The sequence below is a fragment of the Undibacterium sp. GW821-FHT07F11 genome (genome assembly GCF_059418665.1).
On record NZ_JBWKQH010000005.1, the window covers coordinates 480048 to 506044 of the forward strand.

The window sequence follows — 25997 nt, forward strand, 5'->3', positions numbered from 1 at the left end:
CCTGCTGCTGAAAGTATCAATGCTTTACAAGTCTCCTGCCATGCAGTGTGGCGGGAATGCCGCATCCTGTCTTGTATTTTTTGTGGAATTACATTTTATACATGACTTGCAGGTAGATGGCTCTGGGTGCCATGGGCAGGTCATTTGGAATGGCCAGTCCGGGAGCGATACTGGGTTCACGTATGTCGGCATTGAAGAGGTTACGGACCGTTGCTGTCCATTCCCATTTACCCCTTCCACGCAGCGAACGCAAACTCAGGTCCAGGCTGGTGTAGTCGGCGATAGCGGGGCGTAGATCACCAGCCGTACGGCGGCGGTCTGCTACCCAGTTTACTTGCGGGCTGACGGCCCAGCCGGAACTGATTTGCCAGTCTGCCCTCGCATACAAGTGATGGTGCGGGGCGTAGCCTGCATCGGTTTGCGTGCTTTCATCGACAGAATGTTGATAAGAATAATTAGCCAGCAATTTCAAGTCTTTATTGACATCCCAGCGCAGCTCTGATTCCAGGCCTTTGCCGTTTTGATTGCCAGTATTGAAGAAAGTCGAACCAGTGCCTGGTGTGGGATTGGCAATTGAGCGAATGATGTCCTGCATGTTGTAGCGGAATACGTTCAGATTCAGCAAGACATCTTTGCTGGCTTGCCAGGAAAGGGCCAGCTCTGTAGTAGCTATGCGCTCAGGTTTTAGGTTCGGATTGCCGTTGGCGACAGGATTGAGTCCACGTGATTCATTGAACGCAGGGGCGCGAAAAGCACGACCATATAAAAACTTGGCGGTCAGATCGTGTCGCGCATCCCAGACAAGAGCCAGGCGGGGATTGGTAGTGCCACCAAAATCGGAATAACGATCATGGCGCAGGCCAACTGTGATGGTCCAGTCCTTGGCCAGGTTCCATTCATCCTGCAGATACAGGTAATCATTTTGCCTGCGCGTTGGCAATATATGAGGTTGTAGCTGGCTGTAGTCCATGACTGGCCCGGTCGGTATCGGGATGCCGGCAGGGCTCAGCAGGAAATTCTTGATTGTTTGTGTGCGGTACAGATTGGTATCATCATGCCCAAGTCCTATGCGCCACTGATGATCGGCCCAGCCTGTGTAGCTGGCAAAGGCAGACAGACGCAATTGTCTTTCCCAACGTGAAGGACCGCCTATCATCCCATCCGGGAAGACGCCAGTAGGTAACCTGGTCCCGGGCGGCAAGAGTTGCAGGCTGCTTTTTTCAGTGTAATACATGAAGCTCAGCGTACTGCCCAGTGCCCAGTCCTGTGCAAAAGCCGGGTCCGTCCAGGACAGGTCAGAAGTCAGTCTTTCTGTCGTCGCCGTATCACCACCAAAATCAAGTGCCGAAGATACTCCTGCGCCAGTCTGCATATTCGTCCTGCTCAATAAACTGGAGCGCCAGCGCCAGTTACCCATGCTGACATCCAGATTCGCATCGACAGGATTGAGGCCGGTATGTACGCTGCCTGGTGCCAGGCTGGCATGGGTAGCAAACAGTTTGTCATTCCTGGACTGGGCATCAGCCAGCAGGACTTCTTTCTGACCATCTGTGGCACCGACGCGCAGGTAAGCGGCGAGCTTGAATGGACCCCATTGCCCGCCATGCAATGCCCAGGCATCACGGGTGCGGAAAGAGCCCAGGCCAGCTCCCGCAAAAGTGCCAGCTATTTCGTCGGCTGTCTTGGTGATGATATTGATGACGCCGGAATAGGCATCTGCGCCATACAAGGCAGAACCTGGACCGCGAATGACTTCAATCCGGGAGACATTTTCAACCGAAATGGCGTGCCACAGCATTTGTCCCTTGTCACCAGTGTACGAGGTAGTCATGGGTATGCCGTTTTGCAATACCAGCATGTGCGGGTTAGTGACACCACCACCACCTATGCCACGCATGATGTACGCCGGAAAATATAAAATGGCAGCATGACTGACATGCATGCCGGGTATGGTCTCCAGCACCTGGTCGATGTCGGTGAAACCCTGTGCGCGTATATCCTCTGCCGTTATAACCGAAGCCACGGCAGGTGCCCGCCGCAGGCTTTGAGGTTTGCCTGTGGCGATGCTGATCATGGATTTGTCACCATATACCAGAGCCAGGTCTTCTTCTTCATTGGAGTCAGCCGCCAATACACTATGGCTTAGCAACAGCAAGGGTAAGATAACGCAAAGAGGCAGGCGTGACAGCGAAGGCAGAAGGGACATGGTTTTATTTTTTATTCTGAAACACATCGAGTCCAGAATAATTCAGTCGAACCGGACTATCAAGCCATGTAAGGTTAAATCTTCAAAAACAACGCGGTTTTACAACGACTGCAAGAAATCACAGAAATCCGGGTGTTATGATGTCCCTTTGATGCCTGACTTTTTGTCAGTATTTGCTTTCTCTTTTCTGGCTTGACAGATCATGTTAATCACTATCTTTGTAGCTGCCAGTTTGCTGGTGTTGGCAGGTTCTTATAGTCTATGTAGCAACCTGTATCTGTTGTTTTCAGGTGCTAGTCCCGGAAACTGGCGAAAACACTTTTACCTCAGCTTATTGGCCGGGGTGTTGTTGGGTTTAGCATCGTGGCTGGGCACTTTCTGGATGCTGTTGCCGTATCCAAATATAGCGGGTGAAGGCTGGTTCGCCGGTTTTCCGTATGTGGCGGTGTATATAGATGATACTGCTTATCACTACCATTTTGGTTTCACCAGAGTCAGTGTGATTGCTAATGGGCTGTTCTGGTTTTTATTGCCCATGACGGGCCTGCATTTATATGCCAGGCACTGGCAACGTCAACAAAAGAAAACTGGCTGAGAATTTGCCTGGTGCCAAAGATTTTTTGCCTATACTGGTGACATGGTTCTGAACTGGAGCTGCCAAGGGAGCAAAAAGTGAAAAAACAAGTTTTCCCATTTACCATGGTGGATGTCTTTGCCAGGCAGACGCTGGCAGGCAATGGCCTGAGTATCTTTGTGCTCGAGCAAACCTTGTCAGCCTATATGATGCAGGCCATGACACGGGAAATGCGCCAGTTCGAAAGCATCTTCCTGCAAAAACTGGAAGGGCAGGACAGGTGGCGCACCCACATTTTTACCATGGAAGAAGAACTGGGTTTTGCAGGCCACCCTATCATCGGTGCAGCAGCCTGCCTGCATCAGCGTTACCAGCCTGAAAGCAAGACTGCAGAATTTGAGTTTGTCTTGAATGAACGCAGTGTATTTGCCAGCAGCAGGCAAGAGAACGGTAATTTTTTTGCTGAAATGAATCAGGGTAAGGCCAGCTTTGGTGAACCCCTGACAAGCAGTATTGCTGAAAATTTCCTGAAAGCCCTGAACCTGCACGCCCATGACCAGGCTGCAGGCTTGCCTTTGCAAGTAGTATCGACGGGCCTGCCTTATCTGATCGTGCCGATCCAGCAACATCTGGACAAGGCACGCATATGCCATGAGAAATTTGAATCCCTGCTGGCAAGCGTGGGTGCAAAATTTGTTTACGTGCTTGATGTACAGCGCCGTGAAGGGCGCACCTGGGACAACGAAGGCAAGGTTGAAGATATCGCCACTGGCAGCGCCGTCGGGCCTGCTGGCGCATATATGGTCAGGCACCAGCGTGCACAGGCTGGCGATGCGCAAATTTTCACTCAGGGTGCATATGTGCACAGATCCAGTGAATTACATGTGAACCTGAATGCCGAAGATGAAACTGTTCTGGTACATGGACAAGTCTGTCTGGTTGCCCAGGGTGAGCTTTACGTATAAAACCTGATTACGAAACCTGGTCGCTTGAATGATGTAAGAGCCGGGGCTTATTGGTCCGGCATGAATGTCTCTGTCTCACCATCTGCAAAAAAACGCAAAAACACAAAATTCCCTACGACCTGCGGCAATAGCGGCACGACTCTTTTGACATGGCAGCAGAACGATACCGTGACAAATCCTGCATGTCTTAAGCCTGCCATCCAGGCCCGAGCATAGCCTTGATACTTCAGTTTTTCCTTGAAGGGATAGCGTTTGCCAGTGTTTTTGCCTGGCCTTGCATATCAAATCTTTTTAATTTAATAAGTAGTCTAATTACATAAAGTAGTCTAACTACATTGATCTATTGCCCGCTTGTGGGGCATACACAACACATTTCAGTGCATAGAGCACGACTTACTATAGTGGGCACATCTGGTGCATGTATTTTCTTTGTAGTATTTTGTAGTCTCCGTTTGACATTGAATCTAGTTTTAGTACAAAATTCATCTCGGAACGTTGGGTTCTGATTGCCAGACTGGAATGTTGGGTTTCTGTCTGGTGACTCAAAGAGTGCAAGTCAAATAAAAGTGTGAGGGGACATTACATGAAACAAGCTACGCAAAAGCGTCGGCAGGGCGAAGCTCTGCACCGTTTTTCTTTTAAGTTGAGTCCGGTTGCAGCTGGATGTGCGGTGTTGATATTTGGTATGACCGACATCGCTACTGCGCAAGAGGCTGCAAACAATACTGTGGTCGTGACAGGCATCCGCAAGGGTATAGAAGAAGCCATCTCGATCAAGAGAAATTCCAATTCCATCGTCGAGGCAATTTCTGCTGAAGACATAGGCAAATTGCCCGATGCCAGCGTGGCAGAATCGATCGCCCGTTTGCCTGGTGTTACTGCACAGCGTAGCCGTTCATCCGGCAAGGCAGCAGATGTCAGCGTGCGTGGCTTGTCCCCAAGTTTCAATGGCTCCTTGCTGAATGGTCGCGAACAGGCTTCCACGGGCAATGCCCGCAGCCCTGAATTTGATCTGTTCCCGGCTGAACTCATGGGTTCCGTATTGATCTATAAAACACCAGACGCAGCACTGGTTGGTCAGGGTCTGGCCGCAACTATTGATCTGAATACACTCAAGCCGCTGGATTTTGGCAAGCGTGTACTGGCAGCCAGCTATCGCAAACAACGCACGGGCGTACAATCAGGCTCCGAAGAGGGCACAGGCGACCGTGCATCTTTCTCTTACGTAGACCAGTTTGCCAATCGCACTATTGGTATTTCACTCGGCTTGACCAAGTTCAAGGAAGATGGCGGTGGCCAGCAGAAATTTGATTCCTGGGGTGGCTGGGTACCAGATGTGGATTACAACGGTAGCCTGGTCAAGGCACCGGGTGGCTTTAAGGCCGATACTGAAACCAGTAAAAACAACCGCGATGGTGCATCTCTGACTTTGCAATATAAGCCAAGCAAGAATTTCAAGTCAGCAGTTGATGTCTTCTATTCTGCCGGTTCTACCAGTCTGAAAAAGACCGGTCTGGAAGGCGCAGTCGCTGGCTCCGCCGGTGGTTATGATCCAAATGGTGTGTTGACCAACGCAACGATAGTTAATGGCGTTGCTACTTCAGGCACTTTCAGCAACTACAAGGGCGTGGTGCGTAATCACAAAGAAAGCGCGGACGACAAGCTGACCTCGGTAGGCTGGAATAATGAATTGAAGCTCGATGAGTGGACGGCAATAGCTGACCTGTCTTATTCCAAAGCTATCAAGCATAGCAAGCGCTATGAAACAACTGCTGGCCAGCCTGGTGATGCAGCATCCCTGGGTTCCATCTCTTATACCGGCTTTAACGGTGGTAATTTTTCTGACGTCAAATACACAACCAGCCTGAACTATGCAGACCGCGCAGTCGCTAAACTGACGGACGTGGATGGCTGGGGTGGTGGTCCCAATACACCTCAGGCAGGTTATGTTGCCCTCCCTGATATCAATGACAAGGTGAATAGCATACGTCTGATCGCCAAACGCGACGTGAGTTTTGGCCCTGTCGTGGCAGCGCAATTTGGCTTTAACTATACTGACCGTGAGAAATCACGCACTGGTCAGGAAGGCCGCCTGGTAGTCAAAGGTGGTGGTGGCTATGCAGCCGCGACCATGCCTGGCAGTGCAACTTCGATAGCTGGCACGGTTGGTTTGCCAGTCGCCTCATTTGATCCTGATGGTTCTTTGGGGTCGATTTATGAGTTGTCGCGCTGGGTTGATGCATCTGTGCTGGCTAAAGACTGGTCTGTCAATGAAAAAGTCACGACAGCCTATGCCATGGGCGATCTCGAAGGCCAGTTGATGGGCTTTAATTACCGCGGTAATTTCGGCGGTCAGTTTATTCATACCAATCAGCAATCTACAGGTAACCAGGTTGATCTGGCCAAGTGTACAGGTATCACTGTTGACACTTGCCCTTACAAGACTGTGGCTGGTGGCAAGTCTTACTCTGATTTCTTGCCTAGCCTGAATGTGTCTTTCGATCTGGGTAAAGAACAATTCCTGCGTCTTGGTATGGCTAAAGTTTTGTCACGCGCAAATATGGATGATCTGCGTGCCAGTCAGGAATTCGGCGTCAAAACCAGTGGTCCATTCCCTATCCTTGGTGGCAGTGGTGGTAATCCGGAGCTGAAACCTTTCAGTGCCAAGGCCTTTGACCTGTCGTACGAAAAATATTTCGGCAAGAAAGGTTATTTCAGTGTTGCCGGTTTCTATAAGCAACTCGATACGTATATTTATCGTGCGCCACGTACTTTCGACTTTAAACCATTCGTCAGTGCGAACACACCTTTGCCTCTGTCTGGCCCATATCAGGGTTCTACCGTTGGTTTGTTGACGACGCCACAAAATGGAAACGGTGGCAATATCCATGGCTTTGAAGTTGCCCTGAATATTCCTTTCTCGCTGATCACTCCAGTTCTGGATGGTTTTGGTGTGATGGTGAATCATTCTGATACTTCCAGCCAGATCACTTTGCCTGCATTCGGTTTTGGTACTTCCAATATCAGTGCCGAGACGATTCCATTGCCAGGTTTGTCCAAGCGCGTCAGTAACCTGCGTTTGTACTACGAAAAAAATGGCTTCCAGGTGGCAATTGCCGGACGCAAGCGTTCTGACTTCCTTGGTCAGATCAGCGACTTCCAGGATAACCAGCAACTGACTTTCATCAAGGGTGAAACCATCGTTGATCTGCAATTGTCGTATGAATTCCAGACTGGCTACCTGAAAGGTTTGTCGATACTGGCGCAAGCGAATAACTGGAACAATGCACCGTTCCAGCAATACAATACTGATCCTAATGTGATCACAGATAAGATAGTGTATGGCAGGACTTATCTGTTTGGTGTGAACTACAAGTTCTAAACCAGATTGCAATACAGCCCCTGTCAGCTTTATGCTCACAGGGGTTTTGTTTTATAAGGCATCGGCCAGTTTCAGTTGGACGTCAATCCTCCTGAAACTGGTCGGTGCTTTTTGGCAGTGTCAGCAGGAGGGGACAAAATGCAAAATACAAATATAAAAAATGTAGTGATTGTTGGTGGTGGTACGGCAGGCTGGATGACGGCAACTGCCCTGGCTACTGTATTGCAGGGGCAATATCAGATACGTGTAGTAGAGTCGGATGAAATTGGTATTGTCGGCGTGGGCGAAGCCACCATACCGATGATACAAAGATTTAACCAGGTCGTCGGCATCGATGAAAATGAATTCCTGCGTGAGACACAAGGTACGTTCAAGCTGGCGATAGAATTCGTCAACTGGGGTAAGCAGGGTGAGCGCTATATGCATGGCTTTGGCACCATAGGCCAGGATTTTGGCAGTGTGCGTTTTGATCAGTATTGGCAAAAAATGCGTAAGCTGGGCAAGGCCGATAACCTGGCCGCATATTCAATTACCCGCATGATGGGCAAGGAAAATAAGTTCATGCCAGCGCGGCAAGATATGCCTGATTCACCGCTGCATCAGATTGCCCACGCCTATCATTTTGATGCCAGTCTGTATGCGCGTTATTTGCGCAAGATAGCAGAGTCCCGTGGAGTGGTACGTACCGAAGGCAAGATAGTCTCGGTCAGTCAGCGCGAAGCTGATGGCTTTGTCGATGCCATCGTCCTGGAAAATGGTGAGTGTATCGTCGGCGATTTATTTATCGACTGTTCCGGCTTCCGTGGCTTGCTGATAGAGCAGACCTTGCAGACAGGGTATGAAGACTGGTCGCACTGGTTGCCCTGCGACCGGGCGCAGGCCGTGCCTTGTGAATCTGCGCCGGAACTCTTGCCTTATACCCGCGCCACCGCGCACCGCGCTGGCTGGCAGTGGCGCATCCCGCTACAACATCGCATAGGTAATGGCCATGTGTATTGCAGCCAGTATGTCAGTGATGATGAAGCTGCTTCTGTCTTGTTGTCCAATCTCGATGGCAGGCCATTGGCTGATCCGCGCGTCATCAAATTCAAGACCGGCATGCGCAATAAAACCTGGAACAAGAATGTGGTGGCAATAGGTTTGTCCAGTGGCTTTCTCGAACCGCTGGAATCCACCAGCATTCACCTCATACAATCGGCCATTGCAAGGCTGATCGACTTCTTCCCTGATCAGAGTTTTAATGCTGTCGATATCGCTGAATACAATCGTCAGTCACGTTTTGAATATGAACGCATCCGCGACTTTGTGATCCTGCATTACAAACTTAATCAGCGCGATGATTCTGCCTTCTGGAAAGCCTGTGCCGATATGCCTGTGCCAGATAGTCTGCAACATAAGATCGACCTGTTCCGTGCAAGCGGGCGCTTGTTGCGCGTTGATACTGAATTGTTTACCGAGGTGGCCTGGTTGCAGGTTTTCGAAGGTCAAAATTTAATTCCTGAAAACCTCAATCCTCTGGTAAATTTGCAGACCGAAGCGGACACGATGGAATATCTCGATAGTGTGCGTGAGGTAGTGCAGAAATGCGTGGCCATCATGCCAGAACATGCTGCCTATATTGCCCGGTATTGCAAAGCCAGAAGCTGATTCAATACTGAGTGGGGGGAGGCGCCACTGCAAGATTTCACCAGCAGTGGGGCATAAAAAATAAACTCAAAAAAATATAAATTATGCATACTGGTATGAGCACTACCGAGATCTTTCTGATCGCGATGTTTGTGATTTTTACGCTGCCTTACCTGATCTGGCGTGTAGGTAAAACCGACTATTACGCACCACTGGTAGTAGTGCAGATTATCACTGGTATTTTACTGGGGCCTGGTGTGTTGGGTGCGATTTATCCCGACTACTACAAGTTTGTCTTTAATCCCCAGGTAATACAATCATTGAATGGCATCGCCTGGTGGGCTGTCATGATTTTTGTCATGATTGCCGGAATAGAACTGGACTTGAAGAAGGCCTGGGAATACAGACGCGAAAGTACCATCACTGCCGGCCTCGCTTTAGGTATGCCTTTGCTGTTTGGTTGTGTAGCTGGTCTGGGTCTGCTCAGCATGGATGGGTGGATGGGGGCCAAGGCCATGAGCTGGCAATTTGTACTTGGCGTGGGCATGTCTTGCGCAGTAACTGCCTTGCCTATCCTGATTTTGTTGATGGAAAAGCTAGATATCCTGCGCCAGCCCATAGGCCAGCGCATATTGCGTTACGCTAGCCTTGACGACATTGCCATCTGGGGTGTGTTGGCGGTGATCTTGCTGGACTGGACCAGGGTAGGCCGACAAGTCGGCTTTTTGGTTGTGTTTGCGGTTGCTACCCTGTTGTTCCGCAAACTCATGGTCTGGCTGGAAGAACGTGACCGCTGGTATGTCGGCCTGATCTGGCTGGCCGCTTGCGCTTTTGCGGCTGACTGGGCTGGCCTGCATTATATGGTGGGTGCTTTCCTGGCGGGTGCTGTGATGGATGCCCACTGGTTTAATCAGGAAAAAATGGACCTCATGCGCCACCATGTCTTGCTGGCCATCATGCCAGTGTTTTTCCTGAGCACGGGTTTGCGCACCAACTGGGCTGTAGGCGGCGCTGCGGTGTTCATAGCTGCTGCTGTGCTGCTGGTCGCATCTGTCACTGGCAAGCTGATAGGCATACAGGTCGCAGGCAAGATACTCAAATGGGAAAAAGGCGAGGCATCCATCATAGGCTGGTTATTGCAAACCAAGGCTTTGATCATGATTATCTTCGTCAATATTTTGCTGGATAAAAATATCATCACCAGCGAAACTTTTACTGCCTTGTTATTGATGGCCATCGCCAGCACCATGATGACCGTGCCTGTGGTGTATCCGAAATTGCAGAAAATGAAGGAACTGATTTTCAGGAGTAAATAAGATTTTTGAATTCCTTTTTTGCAGGTGAAATGCCCGCTGCTTTTGTAAGAGCAGTGGGCATTTTCTTTATGTGCTTGGTACGTCCGGATGTGCCAGTATAAGTCTGGGAAAGCCCAGAGAATGATGGGTAGTATTGCTACAGATTGCTATTTTTAAGTTGAGGTTTTAAACGATATTCCCTTTTTCATCAGACCTGATCGTCGTTTGTAGTTGTCCTTGAAAATTTATGTAGTTTGATTACATTTCGCTGTGGTAGTATTTCAAAATGCGGACATTCTTAATATGGTGACTTTGTTGGGAAGTCGTTTTTAGCCAATAAGTAATACCGCAATAAGTAGTTCATAATAAATTTGGGGACAAAACACCATGCAAGTATCTGCATACAAACCACGTCTGTCGTTCTGGCAGTTGTGGAATATGAGTTTCGGTTTCTTTGGCATACAGTTTGGCTTTGCGCTGCAAAATACCAATACCAGCCGCATATTCTCTACCCTGGGTGCGAATCCGGATGAGCTGGCCCTGTTCTGGCTGGCTGCGCCCATTACTGGCTTGCTGGTGCAACCCGTCATTGGCTACCTGAGTGACAATACCTGGCACCCTTTCTGGGGACGCCGCCGTCCTTTCTTTTTTATCGGCGCGATACTGGCATCGATTGCCATGTTCCTCATGCCTAATTCCAGCGTCTTGTGGATGGCAATAGCGGTGTTGTGGATGATGGATAGCGCCATCAATATTTCCATGGAGCCATTCCGCGCCTTTGTCGGCGACAAGCTTGATGTTTCGCAACAAACGGCGGGCTTTGCCATGCAAACTTTTTTCATCGGTTGCGGTGGGGTGATTGCCTCTTTGTTGCCGACGATATTTACGGATTATCTGGGTGTCAGCAATGTACCAGTGAATGGCGCGATCCCCGACACAGTGCGCTACTCCTTTTATTTTGGTGGTGCCATATTTGCCTTGTCTGTCATGTGGACAGTCTTCACCAGCAAGGAAATTCCTCCGGCCGATCTGGAAAAATTCAAACAGGAGCGTAAAAACAACCAGGGCATAGGCAAGGCCGTTGGCGAAATCCTCGGTGGTTTCCTCAGGATGCCCAAGACCATGGTGCAACTGGCGCTGGTGCAGTTCTTTACCTGGGTAGCCTTGTTTGCCATGTGGGTGTACACCACGCCTTCGATTGCGCAAACTGTTTTCCATAGCAGCGATGCGCAGTCAGCTGCTTTTCAGGAAGGTGGTAACTGGGTAGGCATCATGTTTGCCGTCTATGGTGGTGTGTCGGCACTGGCGGCTTTCTTGTTGCCTGTACTGGCTAAGATCACCAGCCGCAAATTTGTTCATATGCTCTGTCTGGTGATAGGCGGTGTCAGCCTGATGAGTATCTTCCTGATTTCATCGAAGCAAATGTTGCTTTTGCCCATGGTGGGTGTGGGCATTGCCTGGGCCAGTGTGCTGACCATGCCTTATGCCATTCTGGCAGGTGCATTGCCAGCGAACCGTATGGGTTATTACATGGGCTTGTTCAACTTCTTCGTGGTGATACCACAGATCATTGCCGGTGTTGTGCTGGGGGCGATCTTGAAGCATTTCTTTGATAATCAGTCAGTCAAGGTGTTGATGTTGGGTGGGTTTTGCATGATATTGGCTGGCTTGCTGACCTTGCTCGTAAAAGATGAAGCTGCAGAGGAAGCATCCGCTGCATCAAACATGGATAAGACTGCAGCTAATGCTGCTACCGTTTAAGCAATCAGCATTAGCCGGAATCTCATCATGCAAGTAAAAGCAATCAGACTGGGACTGGCAGCACTGCTGGCCGCGTCTTGTAGTTCTATATCGCTGGCTGCACCCAAGCTAAAAACAGCCCAGCCATTTTTATGGGAAAACGCCACTGTCTATTTTTTACTGACAGACCGTTTTCATAACGCCAACCATAAAAACGACCTTGCCTATGGCCGCAAGAATGATGCGGCACCCCAGCGTGGTTACGCTGGCGGCGACCTGGCTGGCATCACAGCCAAGATCAAGTCTGGCTATTTCAAAGACCTGGGTGTCGATGTCATCTGGCTGACGCCGCCGGTTGAGCAAATCCATGCCGGTACCGATGAGGGCACTGGCAAATCATATGGTTTCCACGGTTACTGGGCCAAGGACTTCACTCGTGTCGATGCCAACCTGGGCACAGAAGCTGACATGCGCGAGTTTGTCGATACAGCCCATGCACATGGCATGCGTGTCTTGTTGGACGTGGTCATGAACCACCTGGGGCCAGTGACGGAGCAAGACCCGGTCTGGCCAGATGAATGGGTCAGAACATCGCCCACCTGTACTTATAAAGATACTGAAACCACGGTCAGTTGCACCCTGGTGAAAAACCTGCCGGATATACGAACAGACAGCAAAGCTACAGTCAGCTTGCCGCCAGTGCTGGTAGAAAAATGGAAAGCAGAAGGGCGCTACGATAAAGAAGTCAAAGAGCTGGATGATTTTTTCCAGCGCACGGGTCTGCCACGTGCACCACGCTACTATCTGATGAAATGGCATGTGGACTGGGTGAAGAAATACGGTGTTGATGGTTTTCGCGCAGATACGGCCAAGCATACCGAGCCAGAAATCTGGAAAGAATTGCATGGCCTCGCCAGTGTCGCTTATGAAGACTGGAAGCATGCTAATTCCAAAAAGAAGCTCGGTAGCCAGGCTTTCTTCATGACGGGTGAAGTGTATAACTATGCGATTGGCCATGGTCAGGGCTTTGACATGGGAAGCGGCCAGACCGTCAATTTTTACCAGAATGGTTTTGACAGCCTCATCAATTTTGGTTTCAAGTCAGATGCCAACAAGACTTATGAAACCCTGTTCAGTGATTATGCCACGCGTCTGCATGGGCCTTTGGCTGGGTATTCCGTACTCAATTACATCAGCTCGCATGATGATGGCGGGCCCTTTGATCTCTTGCGTCAGAAGCCATTTGAATCTGCCAATAAACTTTTACTGAGCCCCGGCGCGGTGCAAATTTATTATGGCGATGAAACTGCACGTCCATTGAATGCCGCTGGTGCGCAAGGCGATGCGACACTGCGTTCGTTCATGAACTGGGATGAGCTGGCAAAGAATATCAGCGGTGATGGCTACCGCATTGCCGATGTTCGCCAGCATTGGAGTCGTCTCGGTTTGTTCCGGCGTGCCCATCCCGCCATAGGTGCAGGCGTACATGAAAAACTGGCGGATCAGCCTTATACCTTCAAGCGCACTTATGACAAGAAGGGTATCAGCGACAAGGTGGTGATAGCACTGGATGTACCTGCAAACAGCAATCCTGCCATCAGCGTCGCAGGCGTGTTTGCCGATGGACAAAAACTGCATGACTATTACTCTGGAAAGACGGCCACAGTCGTCAATGGCAAGGTGCAATTCAATAGCGGCTTGAGCGCGATATTGATCGCGCCCTAGTATGCTCTGACAAAAAATAATTAGAGACACATGAAAAAAACATCCATAGTCAAACTGAATATCTTTGTTGCTGCAATCTTGTCACTGGCGACTAACGTGCATGCACAAAATCCTGCGCGCACTATCGTGTCAGTAGTAAAGCTGGCTGATCATCTGGAAATCAAGACCAATGATGGTCGCTATATCCTGAAGCCGTATAGCGACCAGATCATGGAAACCAGTTTTATTCCTGCGACTGAAAAATTCAATCCGGCTTCGCATGCCGTCGCCTTGTCACCTGCGCGCGTCAAGACCAGTTTCAAAGAAACGGCAAGCAGTATGCTATACCTTGCCGGCGACATCAGTGTCAGCATCAGTAAATCACCGTTTCAAATTGCCTATGCTTACAAGGGCAAGCCTTTGTTGTCGGAAAAAAATGGTTATAGCAAAACCAGAGATGCAGACGTGCTGGATTTTAATCTGGATGCAGATGAAGCTTTGTATGGTGGTGGTGCCCGCGCACTGGGTATGAACAGGCGCGGCAATCGCCTGCCTTTGTATAACAAGGCACACTACGGCTACGAAGAGCGTTCAGAGCAAATGAACTTTGCCATGCCGCTGGTATTTTCATCGAAGATGTATGGCCTGCATTTTGATAATGCCGCGATAGGCCAGCTTGATCTCGACAGCAAGAGAAACAATATGCTGGCGTATGAAACCATCAGCGGGCGCAAGACTTACCAGGTCATCGCTGGCGACAGCTGGGCCGACATCGTCAGCAATTACACCAGTCTGACCGGGCGCCAGCCTTTGCCACCGCGCTGGATTTTTGGTAATTTTGCCAGCCGCTTTGGTTATCACAATGAAGCAGAAGCGCGCAGCATACTGGATAAGTTTCGCGCAGAGAAAATTCCTGTCGATGCCATCATCTTTGATCTTTACTGGTTTGGTAAAGACGTCAAGGGCACCATGGGTAATCTGGAATTCGATAAAGACAGCTTCCCCAATCCCAAAGGCATGATTGCTGACTTTGCGCAACAAGGTATCAAGACTATCCTGATTACCGAACCTTTTATTTTAACGACTTCAAAAAAATGGAAGGAAGCCGTCGATAAAAATATACTGGCAACCGACAAACAGGGAAAGCCGTTTACCTATGATTTTTATTTTGGAAATACCGGCCTCATCGATATCTTCAATCCACCTGCGCAAGACTGGTTCTGGGCTATCTATAAAGACCTGAAAAATATGGGCGTCGCTGGCTGGTGGGGTGATCTGGGGGAGCCGGAAGTGCATCCGTCTGACTTGCAACACAAGTCCGGCAGTGCCGATGAATTGCACAATATCTATGGTCATCACTGGGCCAGGCTGATTGCTGATGGCTACAAGAAAGACTACCCCAATCAGCGACCTTTCATCCTCATGCGTTCCGGCTATTCAGGTTCGCAAAGGCTGGGCATGATACCGTGGTCGGGTGATGTTAATCGTACCTGGGGGGGGCTGCGTTCACAGCCTGAAATAGCCTTGCAGATGGGCATGCAGGGCATGGCTTATATGCATTCTGACCTCGGTGGTTTTGCCGGTGCCAATCTGGATGATGAGCTGTACACGCGCTGGTTGCAGTATGGCGTATTCCAGCCCGTATTTCGCCCGCATGCGCAAGAAGAGGTGGCATCTGAGCCGGTCTTGCGCGAGGCTAAGACCAAAGCCCTGGCCAAGGCAGCGATAGAAATGCGTTACCGCATGCTGCCGTATAACTATACCCTGGCATTTGAGAATAACCAGCATGGCCTGCCTTTCATGCGCCCGCTGTTTTATGCTGAGCCGCTGAACCAGAAACTGCAATCTGTGGCTGACACTTATCTGTGGGGCGATAGTTTCCTGGTGCATCCTGTCATGAAGGCAGGAGAAAACGAAGCCAGCGTGTATTTTCCGGCAGGTAGTACCTGGTTTGATTTTTACACTGGTCAGCAGCATCAAGGTGGTGCGACTGACGCAGTAAGCGTGGAGCAAGACCATATCCCGGTGTTTGTGCGTGCCGGTGCTTTTGTCCCCATGAGCCCGCTGGTCCAGAATACCCGAGACTATTCAGCAAAAAAACTGGAACTGCATTACTACCATGATGCCGCTGTCAAAAAGTCTGCAGGCAAATTGTATGATGATGATGGCGAAACCGCGAATGCTTATGAGAAGGGGGCTTATACCCTCATGTATTTCAACAGCCAGGCGAATGCAGCGCTGTTGAAAATCAGCTTACGGACACAGGCAGGCTCACATGCCGAAGCTGTTGACAGGGAAATTGCTCTGCATATACACAATATTGCCAGCAAGCCGACACGGGTCAGCCTGCAAAATAAGGACCTGCCATTTAGCTGGGATGAGGCTAAAAAACAGTTGAATATAGACGTGCACTGGCTGAAAAACAGCAAGGCAGAGCTATCAATAAAGTTGAGTAAATGATATTGTCATGCCCAATCAAAGCCAGGAGCAAGCTGGCTGCTGCGGACTTTTGCCATGGCCGCCACTGATTTCGGGCATGAAATTGCAGGCGTTTGTGGTAAATTGCGGGATTGTATTCTCTGTAAGAACCTGTTTACGATCTGTAGCGAGCGTCAGCGGGGTTAGGGTAACAAAAACGCAGCGCAAAAAGCGGAATGTACTCTGGTACATGAGCATTTTGAGCAGCACATGAGCTCCGATCACGCACGCGCAGTAAGAACGGAAACAGGTTCTGAGAAAATAGGCAGCAAACCGTATATATGAAGACAGCATGACGACAGAACACGCACTTGTAGAACATGGTAACGCGGCGGGCTTTTCCAGTGGCCCGCGCTTGTTGGCAGATATAGGCGCAACCCATGCGCGCTTTACACTTGAGTCTTCGCCGGGTGTGTTTGAATCCGTCAAGGTGTTGAAGTGTGACGAATACACCGACATCATCGCCTTGCTGCGCGCCTATTTGTCCACTGTACCCGCCAGCAAAGTACATCATGCCGCGTTTGCGCTCGCCAATCCTATCGATGGTGACCAGGTCAGGATGACCAACCGTGACTGGGCTTTTTCCATAGAAGATGTACGTCGCGAATTTGGCTTGTACACGCTGCTTATCGTCAATGATTTTACTGCCCTGGCTATGTCCTTGCCGGGTTTGCAGGCTAAAGACCTGATGCAGGTGGGTGGTGGTACACCAGTACCCAAATCCGTTATTGGTGTTTTGGGCCCAGGTACGGGTCTGGGTGTGTCTGGCCTTATCCCTACTTCTGATGGCTTCGTCACTCTCGGCAGTGAAGGCGGCCACGTCAATTTTGCGCCGGTAGATGAGCGCGAATATGCCATCCTGCAATTTGCCTGGAAAGAATGGCCACATGTTTCTACCGAGCGTCTGATTTCTGGTCCTGGCATGGAATTGATTTACCGTGCCCTGGCCGACAGGAATAACAAGAAAGTCCAGACCCTGCCAGCGCAAGACATCATGCGTGGAGCATTGGCGGCTGATGCTGAGGCCGATGCGCTTTGCCTGGAAACCCTGGAGTGCTTTTGCGGCATGCTGGGTAGTTTCAGTGCCAATCTGGCAGTGACCCTGGGCGCTTTTGGTGGTATCTATATCGGTGGTGGCATCGTCCCGTTGATGGGCGATTATTTCGCCACTTCCGCTTTCCGCACACGCTTTGAGGCCAAGGGACGTTTCACCAGTTATCTGGCGCAAATCCCAACCTTTGTGATTACGACGCCCAATCCGGCGTTTTATGGCGTGTCAGCGATTTTGTCTGAGCACTTGCGTGGCCGCAGTGGTGACAGCTCACTGATGGACCGCATACAGCAAATCCAGGCTGAACTGACGCCAGCAGAGCGCCGCGTCGCTACCCTGGTGCTGGAAAACCCGCGCACCGTATTGAATGAAGCCATTGCTGAGATCGCCCGCCTGGCCGATGTCAGTCAGCCTACCGTCATCCGCTTTTGTCGTTCGCTGGGCTTTCTGGGCTTGGCTGATTTCAAACTCAAGTTCGCCAGCAGTCTGACCGGCACTATTCCTGTACGCCATAGCCAGGTACGCATGAGCGACAGCACGCATGATCTGAGTGCCAAGGTGATCGATAATACTGTGTCGGCTATTCTGAATTTCCGTGACCAATTGGATGTACGTTCACTGGATCAGGCGATCGCCCTGTTACGCAAGGCAAACAAGGTCGAGTTTTATGCCATGGGCAATTCACGTGCGGTGGCTCTGGATGGCCAGCATAAGTTCTTCCGTTTCCGCATTCCTACAGCATCCTATGGTGATGCACATTTGTTTTCCATGGCGGCAGAATTGCTGAACCCTGGCGATGTTGTTATCGTCGTTTCCAATTCCGGCAAGCTGCCAGAATTGTTGAAGGCTGTGGATGCCGCCCGCCTGGCAGGAGCGGACGTGATTGCGATTACACCCAACCAGTCACCACTGGCGAAGAAGGCCACGGTTTGTCTGGCAGTCAATCACACCGAAGACAATGCCACCTTCCTGTCCATGATTTCACGCATTCTGCAATTATTGCTCATCGATATTATTGCGGTAGGTTTGTCGGTCGATGCACCTGAAGCCGAGGGAAATGGTGATGACATCAAGCGCAAGGAATTATCGCGTTTCAGTAACTTGCTGATTTCTCACCTGGATAGTTGATTACCTCCTGGTCAATGAAACTTGCCTGATTAGTCTGGCTGCTGTTATTGTTTTGCCTTTCATCTTCATGGACTGGCATGTCAGCTTTTGATCCCTTGGTCTTGCTTGATGCAGCTTTGCGCGGCACGTTGCTGGCTTTGCTGTTACTGCTGTCTGCCATACTTGGGCGTGACCGTCCGCAATTGCTGGTCGTGCGTGCAGGCATCGCACTTTGCCTGGGCCTGGCGGTACAGGTAATCAGTGCCACTCCCTGGTTTGAAGCGATGGCGCCGCGTTTGTGGCAAGCGCCGCTGGTTGCCATTTCTGTTGCAAATGCTGTGCTGTTCTGGGTATTTGTACAGGCGCTGTTTGACGATGATTATCTATTACGGTCCTGGCATGTACTGATCTGGTTTGCGGTCGCCGCCCTGAGTGGGCTGAATTGCGCCGTGGTGGCTGGCAGTGCCACTATCTTTGCTCCGCTGACGATGGGTGCACAGCGTGCCATCCCGCTGTTATTCGCTATCCTGGCAGCACTGGCGGCAGCGAGGAACTGGCGTACAGACCTGGTGGAACAACGCCGCCGCTTGCGTGCTTTTATTGTTATTGCTGGCAGTATTTATACCGTTTTATTATTGGTAGCCCGTTTAAGTTCGCCGCAGGGCAGGCTTGCTGGCGGTACTGCCATGGCTGATGTACTTGTTTTGTTGCTCATTATCGTCATCGTGACATTCAAGATGCTAACGCTCGCACATCAGGATTTGTTTCCACTTGCTGCAGTTGGGCCAAAAAAACAGCCAGTTCTGCCATCTGATCCTTTGCCAGCTGTCGAGATAAACGCAGTCGAAGACAAATTGCTAAGCGCCTTGCAAAAACTCATGCAGGATGAACATCTGTATCGCGGCGAAGACCTGACGTTGGCTGGTCTCGCCAGCAAAATGCAAATCCCTGAATACCGTTTGCGCAAACTCATCAACCAGCAAATGGGATACCGCAATTTCAATGCCTATATCAACGCTTTTCGTCTGGACGAGGCACGCGCTGCCCTGGCTGACCCGGCGCAAAGTGATGTGCCTATTCTGACCATTGCGCTGACTTCTGGCTTCCAGTCCATAGGGCCATTTAACCGTGCCTTCAAGGCGGCCACCGGGCTCACGCCTAGTGAGTACCGTAAAGAAAATATGGCCGATTCCTGAAATCGGCTAACCGAAATCTGCAATTTGCAGTCTGTGGCAAGACATCATTCGATTTTTTACGCATAGTCAGCTTCATCCGGAGCATCGTCTCCGCATTAACTGACTGGAGTTTGAATGATGAAGGCCATACGCATATCTGGTTTTAAACGATTATTGAACTGGTTCAGCTACTTGCTGCTGAGCCTGCTGTTTTTTGCAACTGGAGTAGTGAATGCCTCTGTTGGTTTAACAGAAATAGCGCCCACTGCAACTGACGGAACTATCACCCTGTATTACCCCAGCAATGCACCAGAACAACAAGTACGCCGTGGCCGCTTTTTTTTCAATCTGGCAGAACAGGCTGAGCCCGTACGTGGCAATGGGCACCTGATTATCATTTCTCACGGTTCCGGCGGTTCCCCCTGGGTGCATGCAGACCTGGCGCGTAGCATGGTTGAAGCAGGTTTTATTGTTGCCATGCCTGAACACCACGCTGACAACTATAAGGATGACAGCCACCCCGGCCCGGATAGCTGGACTTTACGGCCCGCCGAAGTATCACGGACCATAGATGCCGTTGGCCGTGACCCGCGCTTTGCACCCTTGCTGACACTGGACAAGGTGGGCATGTATGGCATGTCGGCAGGCGGCCATACCGCGCTCAGCATGGCGGGTGGGCGCTGGTCACCGGCTGGTTTCAAGCAGCATTGTGAAGAAGATCTGGTCAATGATTTTCACTCTTGCGTGGGCCTGATTACCCGCCTTAACGGCGGCTTGCTGGATGGATTAAAAAAATGGCTCGCTCTGACGATCATCCGTAGCCGCTTCAGCGATACCACCATGCGAGAACACCATGACCCCCGCGTGACTGCGATAGTCGCCGGAGTACCGGCAGCGGCTGATTTTGATATGGCATCACTGCAAAATCCACCTGTACCACTGGGCCTGGTCACTGCCGGGCAAGACCGCTGGCTGGTGCCGCGCTTTCACAGTGATAAAGTATTGGCAGCTTGCAAGAGCTGCGAGCATATTGCGAATATGCCAGAAGCTGGTCATGGTTCCTTATTATCACCCCCACCACCAAATCTGACCGGTCTGGTGGGGGACATGCTGAATGACCCGCCTGGCTTTGATCGCAAGCAGATGGGAGCCGTAGATAAAAAAATTACGGTTTTCTTTGAAAAACACTTATTGCATTGATTTGCTGAAGCCTGATCAGAAACCTCAGGTTTTACTCTGATAATATGGCTTCAAATTTCTTTGTTTCTTGCAGCCCTTCCGGGCTGTCACGCATAGAGCGCATCCAAAGGCTCAAGTAAGAGCATTCTGGATTTGAATAAGCTGGTTTGTATTTACCGGCTTCGGACGAAGCTCTATTTTTGTGTTGACTGACTTTGGCAGCATAGTAAGGCGATGCTGTCAGCAATGACATGAGCCTGGTATTGGTTGACGCGAAAAGCGCAAGTTCCGTCTTGTATTCTGCGGCGACAGGCGGGTCCGCCAAAGCACAATCTTCCTTTGCCTCGACTGTAATTTGATACAGACGGGACGCAAGTTTTTTGTGGTCTGCAGCTTTGCGTTCTTCTACACTCTCAGCGCAAGCAAAATTTGTCAGAGACAATAAAATCAGGGAAGAAATAAAACGTAATTTCATGAAGAAGGAGTTCTGATTAATAATGGAGCTGGATAATACCCTATCCATATCCACAATTTATCTGATTAGAACCGGCTCTGAACGCTGGCCCGGACGTTTTAGTGTGCCACTTGTTTGTCGCAAACAACTTCCAGCTCAGGATATTCTGCATGCAATTGATTGAGCAGGGCCCTGGCTATGCCAAGCTCGCGATAGCTGGGTTTGACATACAGAACATGGATGCATACCTGCCCGGCGAGTATGCTGCAATCAAGTGCACCTACATGCTGCTGATCCAGAAATGCCGACAACAGGACATGCCTGCAATTAGTTTGCTCATCTTGCTTGTATATGCGCAGCGCTGCTTTCACGGCTTCGCCGGTAGTGATCTCTGTCATGATTTCACTGCTCCCCATAAGTAGTGGACGCCCAGAGCAAACAGGCCGATGAAAAAGCAGCGCTTGAATAGAATAGGCTGCATTTTATTGCGCAAAATTTGCCCCAATTGCATGCCTGCCAGCGCGGGCAGCAAGGCCAGCAAAGAATCACCGGCAATATCCCATTGCAAAGTGCCACTGCCATACAGATTGATGCCCAGTGCCAGTGTCGATACCGTGAAGGACAAACCCATGGCTTGTATCAATTTGTCCTTGTCGAGACTTAATGCCTGCAGGTAGGGGACCGAGGGCAAGACAAATACACCGGTAGCGGCAGTAACCATGCCAGTCGCAATACCTATGGCAGGGGCGAGTCTGCGTTCTGCCTGGCCGGGCACTTGCCAATGTACCGATGCCAGCCCCATTACGCCATATAGCAGCAGGGCCACGCCCAGGCCTGCACTTGACCAGACCGTATCAAGTTTGCTGAACAAGAGACCGGATACAAAAGTACCAAGGCATATGCCCACCAGCATGGGGCTAAGACGGAGCAACAAGGGCAACAACCTGGAACCACTGCCGAGTTGCCATATATTCGTTAAAAGCGAAGGTAAAAACAATAAGGCAGCGGCTTGCATGGTCGTCATGGACAGACTCAGCAAGGCAATCGCCACGGTAGGCAAGCCCAGGCCTATGACACCTTTTACCATTCCTGCGAGTAGAAAGATAAACGCTATCGCCAGCCACTGTGTGCTGTTGCCATGAGGGATAAATAGGGGGATCAGCGTTTCCATATAGACAGTTTGCCATTGCCAGCATGAACTGAAAATGTGGAATATACTCAGTAAGGCTTCGTATTTTACGTAGTCTAAACTTGTTTGCCTTTATTCTCATGCGCTTTGATCTGGTCGATTTGCAGTTATTTGTCCACGTAGTGGAGGCGGGTAGCATCACTGCCGGGGCTGACCGTTCCCATCTGGCACTGGCGTCGGCCAGTGCACGTCTGCGCGGCATGGAAGATTTGCTGGGCGTACCCCTGTTGCTGCGGCAAAGGCGTGGCGTGGAAGTAACCGATGCTGGCCGCACCTTGCTACACCATGCGCGCATGTTGATGCAGCAAATGGAAAGGATGCGTGGTGACCTGGGGGATTATGCCAAAGGCCTGAAGGGGCATATACGCATGTTGTGCAATACCTCGGCGCTGACTGAATTTTTGCCGCAGGCGCTGGCTATTTACATGCAGGCACATCCACATATCAATATTGAAGTCGAGGAAAAACTCAGCAATGACATCGTGCAAGCCATCATCGCCGAGCAGGCGGATATAGGCATTATTGCCGATACGGTAGATAGTGCAGACTTGCAGACATTTTCATTCCGCCAGGATCAACTGGTGCTGGTGACTGCTGCCCGGCATCCTCTGCAAACCACTGCCACTGTCAACGGCAGCCTGAGCTTTGCTGATACTCTCAGCTATGATTTCGTCGGCCTGGCCGGTGACAGCGCGCTGCAGCAATATCTGAATGAACATGCGGCGCGGCTAGGGCAGCGTTTGCATTACCGCCTGCGCTTGCGCAGCTTTGATGGCATCTGCCGCATGGTGGAAAGTGGGGCGGGCATCGCCATCATCCCTGAGACGGCAGCGTTGCGCTACGAGCAACTGATGAAGATACACAGGCTGTATCTGACAGATACCTGGGCAGTCAGGAACTTGCTGATCTGCGTACGGCAATATGATGAATTGCCAACTTATGCACGTGAACTGATCAATGCCATCAAGGCTTGATTTCTTTTGTGAAACAATGCAATTGTCTTGACCTGCCCGCCTTCTTGTTACAATGCAGGCCTGTCTTCATCTTCACACTCAGTTTCCATGTCAGTCACCACATCCATAGGCAATGCTTTCAAGAGTTTCAGGGATAAGTTTGTATCCGGTTCCGTCAGTCAGCCTGCAAGCACGATATTTACCCATTTGAATATTGATGCAGATTTAACGCTGGCCTTGTTTGAAGTCTTGACGGCAGAAGCAATCAAGCTGAAATGGCAAGACAATTACCTCGCTCTGGATGAGGGCTTGTTACTGGCTGTGGAGCGTGTTGAAACCGTCGTGCTCGCTGAAGATAAGTGTCGTACCTGTACACGTATCTATGCCAGTCACACAGAGTACTTTCCGCAAGGCCTGAGTGAGTATCAACATGCCATGGGGGCGACTGAGTCAGAAGCCGTGCTTGAAGGTTTGCGCACCTGGGCGAAGATGGATTTATTGGTTTTGCTGGATGCCACACGTGAGCAGCCAGTCAATTGCACAGTCATAGAAATGAATACCAGTGCAGAGCCGGACAAGGGGGCCAGTTTCCGCCAGGTGATACTTGGCCCTGTCGCCCATCTGGCCAGCCAGCCTGAGTCCAGGAAAAAAGAAGAGCATCCATTTTGCCCATGCTGCCTGTTCACAGAAAGCATGCCCGCTTTCCATGATTTATTGCAGACCAGCGATTTCCTTGGCATACGCCTGTTTGCCTCCCGCGATAATGAGGGCAAGCTGGCTGCTGATTGTCGCGTCAATGGTGAAGATTTTTTGCCGGCTGTTGAATACCTGAAACAATATGCAGAAAAATGGCCGCAACGCGGGCTGGAGTTCCGCAAGCAATATGTGGTCGTACGAACTAGCAGCCACAGCGTCAATCAGGTGCAGCTAGTGCAAGCGAGGCAAGCGCAGCTTTGATCTGTCTTTATTTGCTGCAATGACGAATGTGATACATTTGAAATTACCGTTTGCGATGCGTCGCCAATTTACTATCAATGAGTGAGGAATATTATGTACCGTAGCTACTTCAAGGGACAATGGAGTGAAGGCAATACGCCACTGTTTGGCGCCATGGATCATGCTGTCTGGCTGGGCTCCTCTGTATTTGATGGCGCGCGTTCTATCCGTGGCCTGACACCAGATCTGCGCCTGCATCTTGCGCGCGTCATACAGTCGGCACAGCGTCTGGGTTTGCAATGCCCTTACAATGTCGATGAGCTGGAAGCACTGTGCCGCGAAGGTATAGCCCTGTTCCCTGCTGATGCCGAGTTATATATACGCCCGCTGGTGTTTGGCACAGACGGTTTGCTGATCCCTGAACCATCAACTACTGGCTTTGCGCTGACCTTGTTTGATGCAGCCATGCCGGCGTTTACCGGTTTCTCTGCCTGCCTGTCCAGCCTGCGCCGTCCTGATCCTTCCATGGCACCGACAGATGCCAAAGCTTCCTGCCTGTATCCAAATACCACCAGGGCTTTGCGCGAAGCCAAAGAGCGAGGTTTTGACAATGGTGTCGTATGTGACGTGCATGGCAATGTGGCGGAGTTTGCCACTGCCAATCTCTTCTTTGTGACTGCAGACGATGAGATAGTCACGCCTGTGGCAAACGGCAGTTTCTTGTCCGGTATCACGCGTGCGCGTGTCATTGGCTTGCTCAAGGAAGATGGCAGGCAAGTGTCGGAGCGCACTGTAAAGCCGGAAGAATTGCTGGCGGCAAAAGAGATTTTCAATACAGGCAATTTTGCCAAGGTGACGCCTTGCACCAGATATGAAAACCGCGAATTGCCTATAGGTGTAGTGGCAACACGCGCCCGTGATTTGTATTTGCAATTCATGCAAAATACCTGATTCAGACTGAACGACAGATCAATGCTCAAGCGCATACATCATGTAGCCATCATTTGCGCTGATTATCAGGTGTCCAGGGATTTCTATACCCGGATTCTGGGGCTAAGCATTATTGCTGAAACCTATAGGGCAGAAAGAGCTTCGTACAAGCTGGATCTGGCCTTGCCAGATGGTTCGCAAATAGAATTGTTTTCATTTCCTGATGCACCGCCCAGGGTATCTCGACCTGAAGCACAGGGTTTGCGTCACCTGGCATTTGAAGTTGATGATGTGTCAGCCTGTAAAGCGATGCTGGAGGCAAAGGGGCTGGAAGTGGAGGATGTCAGGTTAGATGAATTGACCGGGCGGCGCTTTGTCTTTTTTGCTGATCCTGATGGCTTGCCTCTGGAGTTGTATGAGGCGTCGCCTTGATAATTTTACCAAATGATCTGAGAGCATGGGTCGAAAAAAAGCCGGGGAATAAAATCCCCGGCTTTTTTTGACGTACTTTGGTTTACTTCAAGAACTGCTCATTCCCGACCATACCGATCTTGGTGACACCAAGACGCTGAGCCGCCGCCATGACCGCAGCCACAGACTTGTAAGGCACAACAGCAACCGGACGCAGGTGGATCTCTGGCTGGTCACCTGCTGGCATCGCTGCCGATTCAGACAACTTGGCTTCCAATTGCGTATGATCTACTGCCGTACCATTCCAGGACACCGTACCATCAAAGTCCACGTCGATATTCACGACGACTGGCTCTTTCAACGGCGGTGGTGGCGTGCCTGTCGGCATATTCAGGTTCACTGCGTGATTCTGAATAGGAATGGTAATAATCAACATGATGATCAATACCAGCATGACGTCAATCAGCGGCGTCATGTTCATTTCTATCATCACTTCCGGATCGGCTGAACCTCCACCGGAGCCTATTTGCATACCCATAATGCTTCCTTTTTAGGGGCTGGCGAGAAAATCGCCCTGACTGCGTTGCAGCTCCTCGCCGTGCTATTCGCACTGTCTTCGTCGCTACGCCTTGTCAGGACAAT

Annotated in this window: 20 protein-coding genes; 15 read left to right on the forward strand and 5 right to left on the reverse strand. The window is 50.5% G+C overall.

Annotation, left to right across the window (positions count from 1 at the left end):
- Positions 1-88 precede the first annotated feature (88 nt).
- On the reverse strand, positions 89-2206 hold the full coding sequence (locus AC07OI_RS15475) for a TonB-dependent receptor plug domain-containing protein (RefSeq protein WP_495257840.1): 2118 nt from the start codon (positions 2204-2206) through the stop codon (positions 89-91).
- A 202-nt stretch (positions 2207-2408) separates the two neighbouring features.
- Here AC07OI_RS15475 and AC07OI_RS15480 point away from each other — a divergent pair, with 202 nt between their 5' ends.
- The 11 genes from AC07OI_RS15480 to AC07OI_RS15530 all read left to right on the forward strand — a co-directional run bounded on the left by AC07OI_RS15480 (position 2409) and on the right by AC07OI_RS15530 (position 20503).
- A complete protein-coding gene (locus AC07OI_RS15480; RefSeq protein WP_492703619.1) occupies positions 2409-2801 on the forward strand; it encodes a hypothetical protein in 393 nt (130 codons plus the stop codon).
- Between the two features lie 77 nt (positions 2802-2878).
- Positions 2879-3745 (forward strand): PhzF family phenazine biosynthesis protein, encoded by an 867-nt coding sequence (locus AC07OI_RS15485; protein WP_492703620.1) that lies wholly within the window; start codon positions 2879-2881, stop codon positions 3743-3745.
- Positions 3746-4328: 583 nt separating this feature from the next.
- Positions 4329-7127 (forward strand): TonB-dependent receptor, encoded by a 2799-nt coding sequence (locus AC07OI_RS15490; protein WP_492703621.1) that lies wholly within the window; start codon positions 4329-4331, stop codon positions 7125-7127.
- Between the two features lie 138 nt (positions 7128-7265).
- Complete coding sequence (locus AC07OI_RS15495) at positions 7266-8774, forward strand: tryptophan halogenase family protein (protein WP_495257841.1); 1509 nt, start codon at positions 7266-7268, stop codon at positions 8772-8774.
- A 95-nt stretch (positions 8775-8869) separates the two neighbouring features.
- A complete protein-coding gene (locus AC07OI_RS15500) occupies positions 8870-10069 on the forward strand; it encodes a cation:proton antiporter (protein WP_492703623.1) in 1200 nt (399 codons plus the stop codon).
- 366 nt (positions 10070-10435) lie between these two features.
- Positions 10436-11809 (forward strand): MFS transporter, encoded by a 1374-nt coding sequence (locus AC07OI_RS15505; RefSeq protein WP_495257842.1) that lies wholly within the window; start codon positions 10436-10438, stop codon positions 11807-11809.
- 27 nt (positions 11810-11836) lie between these two features.
- Complete coding sequence (locus AC07OI_RS15510) at positions 11837-13513, forward strand: alpha-amylase family glycosyl hydrolase (RefSeq protein WP_495257843.1); 1677 nt, start codon at positions 11837-11839, stop codon at positions 13511-13513.
- Between the two features lie 30 nt (positions 13514-13543).
- Positions 13544-15952 carry a glycoside hydrolase family 31 protein gene (locus tag AC07OI_RS15515; RefSeq protein WP_495257844.1) on the forward strand — a complete coding sequence of 803 codons (2409 nt, stop codon included), beginning with the start codon at positions 13544-13546 and terminating at the stop codon, positions 15950-15952.
- A 310-nt stretch (positions 15953-16262) separates the two neighbouring features.
- Positions 16263-18149 (forward strand): glucokinase, encoded by a 1887-nt coding sequence (locus tag AC07OI_RS15520; RefSeq protein WP_492703627.1) that lies wholly within the window; start codon positions 16263-16265, stop codon positions 18147-18149.
- A 77-nt stretch (positions 18150-18226) separates the two neighbouring features.
- Positions 18227-19324 (forward strand): AraC family transcriptional regulator, encoded by a 1098-nt coding sequence (locus AC07OI_RS15525; RefSeq protein WP_495257845.1) that lies wholly within the window; start codon positions 18227-18229, stop codon positions 19322-19324.
- 114 nt (positions 19325-19438) lie between these two features.
- Positions 19439-20503 carry an alpha/beta hydrolase family protein gene (locus tag AC07OI_RS15530; RefSeq protein WP_495257846.1) on the forward strand — a complete coding sequence of 355 codons (1065 nt, stop codon included), beginning with the start codon at positions 19439-19441 and terminating at the stop codon, positions 20501-20503.
- Between the two features lie 31 nt (positions 20504-20534).
- Here AC07OI_RS15530 and AC07OI_RS15535 read toward each other — a convergent pair whose 3' ends face one another.
- Genes AC07OI_RS15535 through AC07OI_RS15545 form a run of 3 tightly spaced genes read right to left on the reverse strand, consistent with a single transcriptional unit; the run spans position 20535 to position 22107 of the window.
- A complete protein-coding gene (locus AC07OI_RS15535) occupies positions 20535-21011 on the reverse strand; it encodes a hypothetical protein (RefSeq protein ID WP_495257847.1) in 477 nt (158 codons plus the stop codon).
- A 44-nt stretch (positions 21012-21055) separates the two neighbouring features.
- Positions 21056-21334, reverse strand: coding sequence for a GNAT family N-acetyltransferase (locus AC07OI_RS15540; protein ID WP_495257848.1), 279 nt, complete (start codon positions 21332-21334; stop codon positions 21056-21058).
- Positions 21331-22107 (reverse strand): sulfite exporter TauE/SafE family protein, encoded by a 777-nt coding sequence (locus tag AC07OI_RS15545; protein ID WP_495257849.1) that lies wholly within the window; start codon positions 22105-22107, stop codon positions 21331-21333. Before AC07OI_RS15545 ends, AC07OI_RS15540 begins: the two co-directional genes overlap by 4 nt.
- Positions 22108-22205: 98 nt before the next feature.
- Here AC07OI_RS15545 and AC07OI_RS15550 point away from each other — a divergent pair, with 98 nt between their 5' ends.
- The 4 genes from AC07OI_RS15550 to gloA2 all read left to right on the forward strand — a co-directional run bounded on the left by AC07OI_RS15550 (position 22206) and on the right by gloA2 (position 25376).
- The gene (locus AC07OI_RS15550; RefSeq protein ID WP_492703655.1) at positions 22206-23099 is read left to right on the forward strand and encodes a LysR family transcriptional regulator; all 894 of its coding nucleotides are present in this window, start codon (positions 22206-22208) and stop codon (positions 23097-23099) included.
- Between the two features lie 87 nt (positions 23100-23186).
- A complete protein-coding gene (locus tag AC07OI_RS15555) occupies positions 23187-24035 on the forward strand; it encodes a DUF6348 family protein (RefSeq protein WP_495257850.1) in 849 nt (282 codons plus the stop codon).
- Between the two features lie 93 nt (positions 24036-24128).
- Positions 24129-24965 (forward strand): branched-chain amino acid aminotransferase, encoded by an 837-nt coding sequence (locus AC07OI_RS15560; protein WP_492703634.1) that lies wholly within the window; start codon positions 24129-24131, stop codon positions 24963-24965.
- A 21-nt stretch (positions 24966-24986) separates the two neighbouring features.
- The gene (gloA2, locus tag AC07OI_RS15565) at positions 24987-25376 is read left to right on the forward strand and encodes an SMU1112c/YaeR family gloxylase I-like metalloprotein (protein ID WP_492703635.1); all 390 of its coding nucleotides are present in this window, start codon (positions 24987-24989) and stop codon (positions 25374-25376) included.
- Between the two features lie 82 nt (positions 25377-25458).
- Here the strand turns inward: gloA2 and AC07OI_RS15570 are convergent, their stop codons facing one another.
- Positions 25459-25893: an ExbD/TolR family protein gene (locus AC07OI_RS15570; protein WP_495257851.1), complete on the reverse strand. Its 435-nt coding sequence runs from the start codon at positions 25891-25893 to the stop codon at positions 25459-25461.
- Positions 25894-25997: the final 104 nt, after the last annotated feature.